The following is a 13,899-nucleotide window of genomic DNA, read 5'->3' on the forward strand; positions in this document are numbered from 1 at the left end:
GGCACTACCCCAAGGGGTACCTCTGATGCGGTGGCCTGGGGTATCGGTTGGCGGCGGGCGCGCTTCTAGCGTCGACGCCATGAAACCGACTCGCCGTCAGATCCTCCAGGCCGCCGCGCTCGTCCCCGCCGGGGCCGCGCTGCACGTCCCGGACGCACGGCACACCGCCGACCTCCTGAAACCGATCACCGCGCTCGGAGTCGTCGGGGTCCTCCTCCGGGCTCACCCCGGCGACATCCGCGCGACCGACGGCGTGCCGATCGACGCACGGTTCCGCATCGCGAGCACGCGCAAGCCGTTCCTGGCCACGGTCGTGCTGCAGTTGGCCGCCGAGGGCAAGCTGACGCTGGACGGCCCGGCGCCCGACCTGCGGTTCTCGATCCGGCAGCTGCTGCAGCACACCACCGGTCTCCAGGACGACCTGCCGGGGTACGAGACGGCGGAGGAATACCTGGCCCGGCGCTTCGACGTCCACACCCGGGCCGAGCTGATCGCGCGGGCGACGGCACGGCCGCTCGCGTTCGCGCCCGGCACCGGCTGGCGATACTCGAACGCCGGTTACCTCATGGCCGCCGACGTCGTCGAGCGGCTGACCGGCCGCCCTCTCCGCGCCGAGATCACCACGCGGATCCTGCGCCCGCTCGGCCTGCGAGACACCGGCTTCCCCGGCACGTCACCTTATCTGCCCCGGCCGCACGCGCGGGCATATCAACAGCTCGGCGCCGATCTGACCGACGTCACCGTGCAGGTCCCCGGCGACCCCGACTCGATGGTGTCGACCGCGTCCGACCTCGGCCGGTTCTTCCGCGCGCTGCTCGGTGGCCGGCTGCTGCCGCCACGCTGGCTGGCGGAGATGCGGCGCACGGTCCCGGTCGACGCCGGTCTCCAGGAGATCTGGCCCGGCATGGAGTACGGCCTGGGCCTGATGCGGCGACCGTTGCCGGGCGGGGGCGTCCGCTGGGGCCACGACGGTGGTGACGCCGGTTTCGCCACCGTCACGGGCGTCACGGAGGGCGGTGCCCGCAGCGTCGTCATCAGCATGTCCACCACGCTCGCCGGCGACGCCGCGGTCCGCCAGCAACAGGCCGCGGACCGCGTCACCGAGCGCCTGCTGCAGCGAACATGACGATCCGCGAGCCATCCGGCGGCTTCCGGTCGCTGTCGAATCAAGGACTGTGGTTTTCCCACTCAGTCGATTGAGTGCCGTCATCGCCTAGCGAGGGAGACGCCATGAGCACGCGTGCGAGCGAATCGTCAGCGCAGCGCCGGCCACCACCGCGCCGCAGCGGTGAGCGGAAACCCGGCAGGACGCTCCTGCGGGCCGGGGGAGCGGCCGTGCTCGCCGTGCTGCTGCTCGCCGCGCCAGTCGCGGCCCCGGCGTCCGCCGCACCCGGGGCCCCGGACGGCAACCCGGTGGTCACGTGGGACCTGCACGCCGAGCGTGCGGTCTGGGACGTGGCGCGGCAGCCGCCGTACGTGACCGGCCGAAGCTTCGCGGTCGTGCACGGTGCGGTGTACGACGCGGTCAACGCCATCGCGGGGACGCCGTACGCGCCGTTGATCAGCGCTCCGCGGGCGACCGGGCGGGAGTCGGTGCCGGCGGCGGTGGCCACGGCCGCGTACCGGACGCTCGACTGGATGTTTCCGGCACAGCACGCCGACCTGACCGCGACGTATCAGGCGTACCTCGACGAGATCCCGGACGGCCGTGCCGAGCGGGACGGCATCGCGGTCGGCAGCCGTGCCGCCGACGCCATGATCGCCAACCGGACCGGTGACGGCGCGTACGGCGACCGGACCTGGACCCAGGGCACCGCGCCGGGACAGTGGCGACCGACGCCGCCCACGTTCGCGCAGGACGGGGCGTGGGTGGGGTACACGCGCCCGTTCGTGCTGCCGTCCGCGGACCTGTTCCGCACCGCGGGCCCGCCGGCCCTCACCAGTCGTGCGTATGCCCGGGAGCTCAACGAGGTCAAGGACCTCGGCGGGATCGACAGCACGAAACGGACCGCGGACCAGACCGAGGCCGCGATCTGGTGGCACGACCGGCGCCTGACCATCTGGGAGATCCGTCGTCAGCTCGCCACCGCGCAGCGCCTCGGCACGCTGCCGACGGCCCGGCTGTTTGCGCTGGTCAACACGTCCATCGCGGACTCCGCTGTGATCTGCTTCGCGGAGAAGGACCGGTGGAGCTTCTGGCGGCCGGTCACGGCGGTCCGGCTGGCGGACACCGACGGCAACCCCGCCACGCACGGCGATCCGGACTGGACGCCACTCGCGATCACGCCGCCGCACCCCGACTTCACCTCCGGCCACGCCTGCTCGACCGGCTCGGTCACGTCGGCGTTCCGCGCGTTCTTCGGCCGCGACGACATCCCGTTCAGCGCCTACAGCGCCGACGCGGGCACCCGTCGGCACTACACCAGCTTCAGCCAAGCCCGCGACGAACTCATCGGCGCCCGGGTCTGGGCCGGCGTGCACTTCCGCTCCGCGGACGTGCACGGCACCCGGATCGGCGAGCAAACCACCGCCTACCTGCTCAAGCACGCCTTCTACCGCACCTGACCCGCCGCAGGGGGCGCCGCTCACCCGGGCGGGCGGCGTCGGGCCGCCGATCGCGGTGAGCGGACTGCGGATCGTCGGGACCGTGGATAGGCTCGATCCTCAGTGACCAGCTCAGCCTGTTTTGGGGGCCCGGTGAACGTCTACGAGCTCATGAGTGCGGCCCGGGATGCGATGACCGTGCGGCGAGTGTTCGGCGAGCCGTATGAACGGGACGGCGTGACCCTGGTCCCGGCCGCGCTGGTGGCCGGTGGGCTCGGCGCCGGCAGCGGCCGGATCAGGGAGCCCCGGACGGACGGCGAGCCAGACGCTGCACACGCGGCGGGCGGCAAGACGACCGACCACGGTCCCGCCGCCAAGGGCGCCACGGCCGACAAAGCCGACAAGGCCGAGAAGGCGGACAAGGCCGAGAAGGCGGACAAGGCCGACAAGCCTGAGAAGGTCGACAAGCGCCACGGCAAGAACGGCGAGCGGCAGGGCGACGGCGGCGGGTTCGGGATGGCGGCGATCCCGGTCGGGGCCTACAGCATCCGCGACGGTGAGGTCCGCTGGCACCCGGCGGTCAACGTCAACCTACTGATCATCGCGGCCTCCGCCGTGACCGTCACATGGCTCGCCGGCCGTGCTCTCGCCCCGCGCCGCAGACGGTAGCTCACCCGGTGACCTGCCATGAGGTAAGGCGACAACGCGGGTGTTCTGTCACGCCGCCGCGGAGGTAAGGCGGCAGCGCGGTGATGAGCCGTGCCGGCCGGCGAGCTAAGGCGACAACCCGGGTGACCTGCCGTGCCGGCCGCGAGCTAAGGCGACAACCCGGGTGACCTGCCGTGCCGGCCGCCGAGCTAAGGCCACAACCCGGGCGACCTGCCGTGCCGGCCGCGAGCTAAGGCGACAACCCGGGCGACCTGCTGTGCCGGCCGCCGAGCTAAGGCGACAACCCGCGTGACGTGCCACGCCAGTCGCCGAGGTAAGGCGCCGCAGTGACGTCCGCCGACGTCGAACGTCGCGGGTGTCTTGCGCCGGATGACCGCTGGAAATGCGCAGGGAGGCCTTGGGTGACACGGTAGGTTCTCTCCGGGCGACCGTCCGTCTCCGAGATCGGCCGGACCGTCCCTTGTGTCCGGGGCGCGAAACATGGTCGGGTGGATCACAATGTTGTGGACGAACGATGGGAGGGACGGATGGCGGCTCCGGGAATCGTCCACGGTGGAATGTTCCGTCTGGGAGCAGGTCTCTAGTGGCGGAGCCCAGTCGTCTCGTGCGGGTCGCCGGGGCCGCTGATCGGCCGCTCGGGTATGTGATCGCCGACGGTCTCGTGCTGACGGCGGAGCATCACCCGGGGCGCCTGGACGACACGGTCGAGGTGGAGGACTACCCGGACCATCCGCGCAGCACGCCCGGCCGGCTGATCTGGTCGGACCCGGTGATGGAGGTGGCGCTCGTCGAGGTGCCGGCCGCGGCGGGGGAGACCCGGCTGCCACCGGCCCGGTTCGGGCGCATCCTGTCGTCCGGCACCGAGCTGGACGTGGTCGCGCTCGCGCTGACCACGGCGGACACCGGCGCGGAGATCCCGGAGCAGCGCACGCCGCCGGAGCGCGAGTCCATCCGCCCGGTGGGGACGGCACGGCCCCGGGGCCACGAGCCGCGGCCGGCGTGGGCGGGACCGACCCGGCAGACGCGCATCGTGACCGGGCCGCCGGATCCGATCTCGGCGCTGCGCGCGCTGGAGGCGCTGCAACCGCCGGACGACGAGCCGGAGGCGCCGGCCGACGAGGACGACGAGGAGGAACCGGCCGAACAGGCGGTCATGATCCATGGCCGGGTGCGCGTCTCGGACGGCCTCTACCAGCTCGAACTCGACGCGGACCGGCTGCCGCCGGGGCTCGCCGGCGCGCCGGTGTTCGCGCGCGGGCTGCTGCTCGGCGTGATCACCGATGACGCGTACCGGCCGGGGCGCCGCTCGCTGACCCTCACGCCGGTCTGGCGGCTGCTGCGGGACCGCACGTTCTCCCGGCCGGTGGGCCGGTTCGCGAAGCGGCCGGCGGTGTCCGAGCCGGTCGAGCTGGCGCACGCGCTCGTCGACCCGTATGCGGGCCCGGACCGGATCGTGGCCCGCGCGGCCGAGGGGCCGTACCCACCGCTGCTCACGGCGGAGGCCGCGGTGGTGCCGTTCCGCGGCCGGGTCCGGGAGATCCGCGAGCTGACCGCCTGGTGCAACGCCGAGGATCGCACCGTCCACATGCTGATGCACGCGCCGTCCGGCGAGGGTAAGACGCGGCTCGCGGCCGAGCTGCTGACCCGGCTGCGCGCGCAGGGCTGGCTCGGCGGCGTCGCCGGTGACCTGCGCCGGCTGATCGCGGGGCTGGACGCGGTGGACGGGCCGACCGCACCCACGCTGATCATCGTGGACGACGCGGAGACGCGCCCGCCGGCGCTGCTGGCCGAGGTGCTGGACCGGCTGGCGATGGGCCGCCGCGCCCGGATCCGCGCGCTGATGCTGGCCAAGAGCGCCGGCTCGTGGATGCTCGGGCTGAGCGACCGCACCCGGCTGGCCGGCATTCGCACGCTCGCGCTCGGGCCGCTCTACCCGGACCCGGCGATGCGCGCGGCCGAGCAGCGCCGCGCCGCCCGTGCCTTCGCGGAGATCTTCGACCGGGGGATGCCGGGCCGGCCGTACACGGCGGTGGTCGAGCAGTCGCCGCGGCCGATGACCGAAGGGCTGCCCGCGTTCGGGCACGCGCTGACGTTGCAGGCCGCGGCGTTGCTGTGGGCGATCGGCCGCCCGCTGCCGGACGCCGGCCGGTACTACCACGACCCGCTCGCCGCGCTGCTGCGGCACGAGGACCGCTACCTCAACAAGGTCGCGGACCGGCACCGGATCGCGCCGAACCGGCAGGCCCGCACGCGGCTGGTCGCGGTCGCCACGCTGTTCGGCGCGACCACCGAGGACGAGGCGCGCACGCTGCTGGGCGGCCACAACGGCACCGGCGACGTCGACGCGTGGCTGTCCGATCTCTATCCGGCCGAGCGCGGCGGCCATTGGCGCCCGGTGCGGCCCGCCCTGGTCGCGGAGGAGCTGGTCGTTCGCGCGCTGTTGCAGAACGGTGCCGCGTTGCGCACGGCCGACCTCGCGCTGTTCGTGCCGAGGGCGACCCATCATCAGCGGGTACGGATGCTGACGCTGCTGACCGGCGCGTCCGCCCGCCATCCCGCGCTGGCCGGCGTGCTGCGCGACCTGGTCCGCCGCCACCCGGACGCGCTCGCGCCCGCGGTGCCGGACGTGCGCGTGCGAGTGCCGGACCCGAGCCCGCTGCTGCGCGCGTTCGCCGACGTCGGGCCGACCGTCGCCGCGCCCACGCCGGCCGCGACCGCCACGCTGACGCCGCCGGTGCCGGACCGCCTCTACGCGTACGTGGCGTCCGCGAACAGCCGCGGCCTGACCTGGTGGCGGATCCTCTGTGAGGTCGACGCGCCGTACCTGCGGATCAAGGCCACGACCGAGGCGCCGGGCGGCGGCGTACCGCTGGTGATCGGTTCCATCGCGTGGCTGGGCGGGGCGACGGGCCGGCACACGGTACGGCCGGCGCCGCACCCGGACGAGTGGCACGTGATCGAGATGCCCGCGCCCACCGAGGCCGTGCTCGGCTCCGTCTCCGTGGTCGGTGACCGCAACTTCCCGACGCCCGCGATGCTGCTGGTCTCGCCGGAGCCGCTGACCATCCCGCCGGTCCCGGTCGGCCGCGTCACCGAGTCGGCGAACGCGCAGCTGGGACGCGCGCTGAGCGCGCTGCCGCTGTCCCGGCCGCCGTCCGCCGATCCGCCGGACCCGTTCTATCGTTAGGATTCCTTCGTGTCTTCGACCCTGGGGCCCGCGATCGACCGGCTCTACGAGGCGTTCGGGCGCCTGCCCCGGCCCGCGTCGGTGCGGTACTGCGAGTGCTGCTTCGACGACGCGGAGGAGAAGGCGCTGCTGGCCCCGGTCCCGCTGCGCGAGCTGAGCGCGGGCGCGCTGCACCCGTACGCGATGAACGTCATGATGACCGTGGGCGCCGCCGCCGACCTGCGCTACTTCCTGCCCCGCCTGCTGGAGGTGAACCTGGCCGGCGGCGACGGCCTGGTCGACCCGGAGTGGCTGCTCATCGCGGTGCGCCGGGCGGAGTGGCAGGCGTGGCCGGCCGCGGAACGGGAGGCGCTGCGCGCGTTCCTGCGCACGCTGTGGTCGGCCGTGCTCGCCGGTCACGAGCTGGACGCGGACGCCGTGCTCTGCGGCATCGGGCACGTCGAGGACGACCTCACGCCGTACCTGCTGGAGTGGCAGGCCGCACTGACCTCGACGCCGGCGGCCGAGGCGCTGGCGGAGCTCGGCCGCGAGAACGGCCGGCTCACCAACCCGTTCTGGGAGGAGCGCCCCGAACAGCGCGCCCAGGTCGAGGCGTGGCTTGCCGGCGACGCCCTCCGCCGCGACGTCCGCGACGCCCTCTACGCCGCCGGCCCCGACGACGACCTCCGCGAGGCCCTCACCGAACTCGACCTCGCCCTCTCCTGATCCCGCCCTGTGCCAGGTGGACGGCGTCCCCGACGGCCCGCCGCTCGTAGAAGCCCGGCTCGAACGGCCGAAAAATCCATATCCATAAACGTCTTCCGGCCGTACGGTCGGAGGGTGCCCGATGCGATCTTCGACCACCCCCGGCTCGCGGCGCTCTACGACGCGTTCGACGGGGACCGCGGCGACCTCGACCACTACCTCGCGATCGCGGACGAGCTGGGTGCGCGGCGCGTCATCGACGTGGGCTGCGGCACCGGGCGCCTGGCGGCCCGGCTGGCGGACTCCGGCCGTGCCGTGCTGGGCGCCGATCCCGCCCTGGCCTCGCTGGAGATCGCGCGGGCCAGGGACGGGCGCGTCAGGTGGGTGCACGCGGGCGCGGCGGACGTGCCGCCGTGGGACGCGGACCTGGCCACGATGACCGGCAACGTGGCGCAGGTGTTCGTCACGGACGCGGCCTGGGCGGCGGCGCTGCGCGGCGTCCGCGGCGCGCTACGGCCGGGCGGGTGGCTGGTGTTCGAGACCCGCCGGCCGGAGCGCCGCGACTGGGAGAACTGGCCGTCCGGCCCGGAGACGCGCGACGGCGTGGAACGCACGCTGCGGCTGACCGGCGTGAGCCCGCGCCTGGTGTCGTTCCGCCACACCTACCGCTTCCCCGACGGCACGGCGCTGACCTCGGATTCGACGCTCCGGTTCCGTACCCTCGAGGAGATCGAAGGGTCTCTGACCGCCGCGGGATTCACGCTCCGCGACGTGCGGGACGCCCCCGACCGGCCCGGCCTCGAATGGGTGATCGTGGCGCAGGCGGCTCAGTTGCCGACGCCCACGCTCCCCATCAGCGCGGTCGGGTAGCGGTCGCCGCGCGCCGCACCCCGCGGGACCGCCCGCTCGATCTCCGCCAGGTCACCGGCGGTGAGTGTCAGTTCCATGGCGGGCAGCGCCTCGGCCAGCCGGGTCCGCGTGCGCGCGCCGACCAGCGGCACCACGTCGTCGCCCTGCGCGGCCACCCAGGCGATGGCGAGCTGGGCGACCGTGCAGCCCTTCGCGTCGGCGATCCGGCGCAGCGCGTCGACCAGCGCGAGGTTGTGCTCCACGTTGCCGGCCGAGAAGCGCGGGATCATGGCCCGGCTGTCGCCCGCGCCGGCCGAGTTGCCCACGCTCCAGTGGCCGGAGATCAGCCCACGGCTGAGCACGCCGTACGCGGTCAGCCCGATGCCCAGCTCGCGCAGCGTCGGCAGCACGTCGTCCTCGACCGCGCGGGAGATCAGCGAGTACTCGATCTGCAGGTCGGCGATCGGGTGCACCGCGTGCGCGCGGCGGATCGTGTCCGCGTCGACCTCGGAGAGGCCCACGTACCGCACGTACCCCGCCTCGATCATCTCCTTGATCGCGCCGACCGTGTCCTCGATCGGCACCCGCGGGTCCAGCCGGGCCGGGCGGTAGACGTCGATATGGTCGACGCCGAGCCGGGTCAGCGAGTAGGCCAGGAAATTCCTGAGCGCCTCGGGCCGGTTGTCCATCGGGCCGAAGACGTGCCCCGGCCCGCGCAGCGCGCCGAACTTCACGCTCAGCCGGTACGAGTCCCGGTCCCGCCCGCGCAGCGCCTCGCCGAGCAGCAGCTCGTTGTGGCCCATGGCGTAGAAGTCGCCGGTGTCGATCAGCGTGACGCCCGCGTCCAGCGCGGCGTGCACGGTGGCGATGCTCTCCGCCCGGTCCGCCGCGCCGTAGGCGTCGGACATGCCCATCGCGCCCAGTCCCAGCGCGGAGACGGCGGGCCCGGTCCTGCCCAGGTGTCGTGTCTGCATCACAGCGTCCTTTCGTCGTGTGCCGTGACCTCACGGTGCGACGGTTCCGGGCGCGGCGGGAGCGGAGAGCCGATCGTGGGAGCGGCGCTCCCTGGCCGGCCGCGACCTGGGCGGGGCAGCATGGTGGTCATGCAGCGTGACCAGCTCGCCGACTTCGTCCGCCGCCGGCGCCTCGCGATCCGGCCGGCCGAGGTCGGCCTCGCGGACGGCCCCCGGCGCCGCACGTCCGGCCTGCGCCGCGAGGAGGTGGCGATGCTCGCCGGGATGTCGGTCGACTACGTGGTCCGGCTCGAACAGGGGCGCAGCAGCCAGCCGTCGACGCAGCTCCTCGGCGCGCTCAGCCGCGCGCTGCGCCTGACCGAGGATGAGCGGGCGCACCTGTTCCACCTGGCCGGTCACCAGCCGCCGCCCGCGGACGGCACCGCCCGGCTCGCCCGGGCCGGCCTGGTCCGCATGCTGGACCTGCTGGACGGCGCGTCGGCCGTGGTCATCTCCGACCTCGGCGAGGTGCTCGCGCAGAACCGGATGTCGCTGCTGGTCTCCGGCGAGCTGACCGGCTTCGGCGGCGACCGGCGATACCTGACCTACCGCTGGTTCACCGAGGCCGGGGCGCGCGCCGTCCACCCGCCCGAGGAGCACGAGCACCACGGCCGGACCCTGGTCGCGGACCTGCGCGCGACCGCCGGCCGCCGCGCCGGGGACCCGGTGGTCACCGCCCTGGTCGCGCGGCTGCGGGCGGCGAGCGCGGACTTCCGCCGCTTCTGGGACGAGCACGAGGTGGCCGTGCGCCGGGCCGACCGCAAGACGCTGCTGCACCCACGGGTCGGCCCGCTGCTGATGGACTGCGAAACGCTGGTGACGCCGGACCTGCGCCAGAGCCTGCTGGTCCTCACCCCGGCGAACGCGGAGACCCGGGAGCGGCTGGACCTGCTCCGGGTGGTCGGGATCGAGGAGTTCGGGGTGCCGCGCTGAGCCGCGCCGGCTTGGATCAGAACCGCGCTGCCCGCTTCTCGTGGAACGCGGTCACGCCCTCCACCCGGTCCGGGCTGGCCACGCCGATCCGGTGCCAGTGCTCGACCACGGCCGGATCGTCCGACTCCACGAACGCCTTCGCCGCCGCCAGCGACATCGGCGACCGGGACGCCACCGTGGCCGTGAACTCCGCCAGCCGCTCCGGCGTCGCCACCTCGGTCACCAGCCCCAGCGCGACCGCGCGCGCCACACCCACCGGGTCGCCGGAGAACAGCAGGTACTTCGCGACCGCCGGCCCGACCACGGACACCAGGCGCCGCGTGCTCGCCGCCGGATACACGATGCCGAGCTTGCCCGGCGGCACGCCGAACACCGCGTCCGCCGCCGCGAACCGCAGGTCACACGCGACCGCCAGCTGGCACCCGCCGCCGATCGCGTAGCCCTCGACGTACGCGATCGTCGGCCGCGGGAACGCCACCAGCGCCGCCTCCGCCCGCGTCACGATCGAGTCCTCGCCGCCCGGGTACGCCTCCTCGATGTTCGCCAGGTCCGCGCCCGCGCAGAACGTGCCGCCGGCGCCGCGCAGCACCAGCACCCGTACCCGCTCGTCCGCGGCCAGCGCCGACAGCAGCTCCGGCAGCGCACGCCACATGTCCGCGGTCATCACGTTCCGCTTGCGCTCGTTCGTGATCGTGACGGTCGCGACCACGCCGTCCACGGCCGACGCCAGGAACCCCATCACGCGCTCACGCCTCGAACCGCGACGGATCGCCCGCGCCCACGCGCAGCACCTCCGGCACGTCCTCGGACAGGTCGATCACGGTGGTCGGCACCACGCCGCACTCGCCCGCGTCCACCACCGCGTCCAACTGGTGATCCAGCCGCTCCTTGATCTCCCACCCCTGGACCGGCGCCTCGTCCTCGCCCGGCAGCAGCAGCGTGGTCGACAGCAGCGGCTCACCCAGCTCGGCCAGCAGCGCCTGGGTCACCGCGTGCGCCGGCACCCGTACCCCCACGGTCTTCTTCCGCGGGTGCAGCAGCCGCTTCGGCACCTCCCGCGTCGCCGGCAGAACAAAGGTGTAGCTGCCCGGAATCGCCGCCTTCACCGACCGGAACACCGCGTTGCTGATGTGCACGAACTGCCCCACCTGCGCGAAGTCCCGGCACACCAGCGTGAAATGGTGCTTGTCGTCCAGCCCCCGGATCGCCCGGATGCGCTCCAGCCCCTCCCGGTTCCCGACCAGACACCCCAGCGCGAAACACGAGTCCGTCGGATAGGCGATCAGCCCACCCTCCCGCAGGATCGCCACCACCTGCGCGATGGCCCTGGGCTGCGGATTGTCCGGATGCACGTCGAAGTACCTCGCCACCCCGGCAGCCTACCGCCCACGATCCGCCCCTCATTCCCGGCGTGTGCAGGACCGACGGACCCATTTTCCCGCTTCCGGCGTGGTCGCGGCCCGCATGCTCCCGCGGGCACCGGTCGGCCGCGGGCGGCCTCCCTGCCGGTCCCGCCGCCGGTCACCCCACACCCCCACCCACGGCCGCTTCCCGACCGTTCACGCGGCGTATCGGCGCTCGCGAACTACCCTGGGGGGCCGGTTCTGTTCCCGGACCCTCAGATGCCACTGATCGGGCGCGGCGCCCTCGGCGCATGCGTCAGGCTGGGCGCCGCTGACCCGGACGGCTGGCTCCGGCTCCCGCCGATGAGAGTGCGCGGGTGGTGCAAATCCGGGCTATGACGCGGGCAGGAGTTCGAATCGGATGCCGATCGGCTCGTCCTCGGGTTGGGGCTCTACCGAGGCGAAGATGTATTCGCGTCCCACTCGCGATAGTGCGAAGAAGAGGAACCGCCCGTCCGTAAATCGGTACTCGACCCGTTCCTGGAGGAGCGGGAAGCCGTGCGCGCGCTCATAGCTTTCCGCTCTTTCGTAGGTCACGGGACTGAAGCCAAGAAAGGCGGCCGGTGGCCTGCAAGCAGAGTCGGGCGACTCGGAGTCGGGGATCGCGGAGGTGACGATCAGCATTGCCGCATCGGCCGACCGGGCCCACAGAACCGCGCCGACCCCGGGATCATCGGCCCCGGCCCCCATTGCCTTGTTGGCCATGAGATAGACATCCTCTCGGACCCGCAGCAGCCGGCCGCGTCTATCGGCTGTCATCCTGTGATGCGTCCCGAAGCGGGATGCGGGCGTCCATCTCGGCAGGGAGGTCAGTTGCCAGTCGAACTGCTCGCTCACTGCGGCTCGTCCTCGACGTGGGCGCCGCGGATATCTCCGGCTGTGAGCGCCTCTTCGGCGATATCGGCCATCGGGCCAGCATAGGTCGTGGCTCTCAATTGCTCCAACCGTCAACCCGGCCAGCTGCTACCGAGAGGGCGAGGGCGGCGCTCGCAAGGACGAGGTAGGCGGCCGGGAACGCTATGTTGTGGTAGACCTGTGCGCGAATATGGGCAACGATCGCCCCGGCGAAGAACAGCACGAGTCCCACGGCCGCTGCTAACCCGATCGGCTCCCATCCGAGCATGCCTACCAGCAGACCGGCCGCTCCGGCCAGCTTCAGAGCGGCCAGAAACGGCAGCCACGCCGACGGAACCCCGACCTCGGCCGAGTTGGCAACGACGAATTTCGCCTCGGCGAGGTCGGCGATCGCGATCCCGGCGTTGGCGATTATCGCGATGATCGTGACCACGGAATAGTAAATATGCATCACGCGTCCCCTTTTCGGCGCCAGGTGGTCGGTACCAGACTCGGGGAATAGTTGATGGCCGTCCAATTCCTTCTTCGATAACCTGCCGGCATGGATGTCGATACCCGACTGCTTCGGAACTTCGCCGCCGTAGCCGAGGAGGGAAACCTGACCCGTGCCGCCCAGCGTCTCTTCGTCTCCCAGCCGGCGCTCACGAAGCAGATCAGGCAGCTCGAGGAGCGGCTCGGCGTTCACCTGTTCGTCCGATCGCGAGCCGGCATGACCCTGACACCGCCCGGACGGGTGCTGGCCGAGCGCATCCCTGCTCTGCTGACCGGCTGGGACGCGGCGGTGGAAGATGTCGAGTGTGCGGCCCGGCGGGGTTCCCGGGTGCTGCGGGTCGGCTTCCTGGCCAGCGCCGCCAACGAAGCCACGCCCCAGATCATCGCGGCGTTCACCCGTGACCACCCCGGCTGGCGTGTCGAGATGCGGCAGGCCGCCTGGTCCAACCCGACCGCCGGGCTGCTCACCGGCGAGGTCGACGTGGCCTTCCTTCGGCTGCCCTGCCCCGGCCAGCATCGTCTACGGGTCCTCGAACTGTTCGCTGAACCTCGTGGGGTCGCCCTTCCCGCCGGGCATGCGTTGGCGGCACGGAGCCGGATCGAGTTCCATGAACTATGGGATGAGTCGTTCGTGGCTGCTCCCGCGGATCCGCACGGGTGGCGCGACTATTGGCTCGCGACAGCCCAGCGCGAAGGCCGTCCCGTCCGCATCGGAGCCGTCGCCGACCACCCCGACGAATGGTTGAGCGCCATCGCCAACGGAGCTGGCATCGCACTTGCCCCCGCATCGGCGGCCCGCTATTACGCTCGCCCCGGTGTCGTCTTCATACCGGTCGCCGGATTGATCGAGAGCCGGGTCGCGGTCGCCTGGATGCCGGACGCCGGCGAAGATTCCGCAGTCCACGCGTTCGTCCGTAGTTGCGCCGCGGCCACGACCTAGCGTGACCTTCGATCATGGCGCGTTCCCGGCCGAGCGGTCACACCCGTCGGCCTCCTCGCCGAGGCTCCGCGCACCTCTCGCAGGCCGGTGAAGCGCACGACCGCGTCGTCGATCGAAGAGCCCGACGGCACCGCACACGGCCATGGCGACCTCGGTCGATGCCGACGATGGCCGGACCGTGCATGCTGTGGCCGACTACGGTCCGGCTGGGGGAAGGCTCGGCGAACTACTCGACGGGACGTCTCGGGAGACGCGCCCTGGACGAGGGGGCGATCGCGTTACGGAGGTGAGCGCGAGCGTTGTGGTGCGCGGCGAAGTGGTCGCGCAGGT

13 protein-coding genes are annotated in these 13,899 nt (G+C 72.8%); 8 read left to right on the forward strand and 5 right to left on the reverse strand.

The genetic code is table 11. The features are described from left to right. Positions 1 to 79: 79 nt before the first annotated feature. The 6 genes from J2S41_RS09585 to J2S41_RS09610 all read left to right on the forward strand — a co-directional run bounded on the left by J2S41_RS09585 (position 80) and on the right by J2S41_RS09610 (position 7,954). A complete protein-coding gene (locus tag J2S41_RS09585) occupies positions 80 to 1,126 on the forward strand; it encodes a serine hydrolase domain-containing protein (RefSeq protein WP_310365715.1) in 1,047 nt (348 codons plus the stop codon). A gap of 104 nt (positions 1,127 to 1,230) precedes the next feature. Further along, positions 1,231 to 2,565, forward strand: a complete 1,335-nt coding sequence (locus J2S41_RS09590; protein ID WP_310365717.1) for a vanadium-dependent haloperoxidase — start codon at positions 1,231 to 1,233, stop codon at positions 2,563 to 2,565. A 132-nt stretch (positions 2,566 to 2,697) separates the two neighbouring features. Next, entirely contained in the window at positions 2,698 to 3,213 is a 516-nt protein-coding gene (locus J2S41_RS09595; RefSeq protein ID WP_310365719.1) for a hypothetical protein, read from the forward strand. 643 nt (positions 3,214 to 3,856) lie between these two features. Further along, entirely contained in the window at positions 3,857 to 6,400 is a 2,544-nt protein-coding gene (locus J2S41_RS09600) for a hypothetical protein (RefSeq protein ID WP_310365720.1), read from the forward strand. Between the two features lie 9 nt (positions 6,401 to 6,409). Further along, positions 6,410 to 7,105 carry a hypothetical protein gene (locus J2S41_RS09605; RefSeq protein ID WP_310365721.1) on the forward strand — a complete coding sequence of 232 codons (696 nt, stop codon included), beginning with the start codon at positions 6,410 to 6,412 and terminating at the stop codon, positions 7,103 to 7,105. Positions 7,106 to 7,219: 114 nt separating this feature from the next. After that, positions 7,220 to 7,954 carry a class I SAM-dependent DNA methyltransferase gene (locus J2S41_RS09610; RefSeq protein ID WP_310365723.1) on the forward strand — a complete coding sequence of 245 codons (735 nt, stop codon included), beginning with the start codon at positions 7,220 to 7,222 and terminating at the stop codon, positions 7,952 to 7,954. On the opposite strand, the gene J2S41_RS09615 is transcribed toward J2S41_RS09610, so the two are convergent. Continuing rightward, positions 7,912 to 8,907 carry an aldo/keto reductase gene (locus tag J2S41_RS09615; RefSeq protein ID WP_310365726.1) on the reverse strand — a complete coding sequence of 332 codons (996 nt, stop codon included), beginning with the start codon at positions 8,905 to 8,907 and terminating at the stop codon, positions 7,912 to 7,914. The genes J2S41_RS09610 and J2S41_RS09615 overlap by 43 nt on opposite strands. A gap of 129 nt (positions 8,908 to 9,036) precedes the next feature. Here J2S41_RS09615 and J2S41_RS09620 point away from each other — a divergent pair, with 129 nt between their 5' ends. Continuing rightward, positions 9,037 to 9,879, forward strand: coding sequence for a helix-turn-helix transcriptional regulator (locus tag J2S41_RS09620; protein WP_310365728.1), 843 nt, complete (start codon positions 9,037 to 9,039; stop codon positions 9,877 to 9,879). 16 nt (positions 9,880 to 9,895) lie between these two features. Here J2S41_RS09620 and J2S41_RS09625 read toward each other — a convergent pair whose 3' ends face one another. The 4 genes from J2S41_RS09625 to J2S41_RS09640 form a co-directional block, all read right to left on the reverse strand. Then, positions 9,896 to 10,618 carry an enoyl-CoA hydratase/isomerase family protein gene (locus J2S41_RS09625; protein ID WP_310376335.1) on the reverse strand — a complete coding sequence of 241 codons (723 nt, stop codon included), beginning with the start codon at positions 10,616 to 10,618 and terminating at the stop codon, positions 9,896 to 9,898. Between the two features lie 7 nt (positions 10,619 to 10,625). Continuing rightward, on the reverse strand, positions 10,626 to 11,249 hold the full coding sequence (locus J2S41_RS09630; RefSeq protein WP_310365730.1) for an L-threonylcarbamoyladenylate synthase: 624 nt from the start codon (positions 11,247 to 11,249) through the stop codon (positions 10,626 to 10,628). Between the two features lie 366 nt (positions 11,250 to 11,615). Then, the gene (locus J2S41_RS09635; RefSeq protein ID WP_310365733.1) at positions 11,616 to 12,119 is read right to left on the reverse strand and encodes a hypothetical protein; all 504 of its coding nucleotides are present in this window, start codon (positions 12,117 to 12,119) and stop codon (positions 11,616 to 11,618) included. 94 nt (positions 12,120 to 12,213) lie between these two features. Further along, positions 12,214 to 12,822: a DoxX family protein gene (locus tag J2S41_RS09640; RefSeq protein WP_310365737.1), complete on the reverse strand. Its 609-nt coding sequence runs from the start codon at positions 12,820 to 12,822 to the stop codon at positions 12,214 to 12,216. Here J2S41_RS09640 and J2S41_RS09645 point away from each other — a divergent pair. Further along, positions 12,736 to 13,569, forward strand: a complete 834-nt coding sequence (locus tag J2S41_RS09645) for a LysR family transcriptional regulator (RefSeq protein ID WP_310376336.1) — start codon at positions 12,736 to 12,738, stop codon at positions 13,567 to 13,569. The genes J2S41_RS09640 and J2S41_RS09645 overlap by 87 nt on opposite strands. The last annotated feature ends 330 nt before the right edge of the window (positions 13,570 to 13,899 follow it).

Source organism: Catenuloplanes atrovinosus (assembly GCF_031458235.1).
GTDB lineage: Bacteria > Actinomycetota > Actinomycetes > Mycobacteriales > Micromonosporaceae > Catenuloplanes > Catenuloplanes atrovinosus.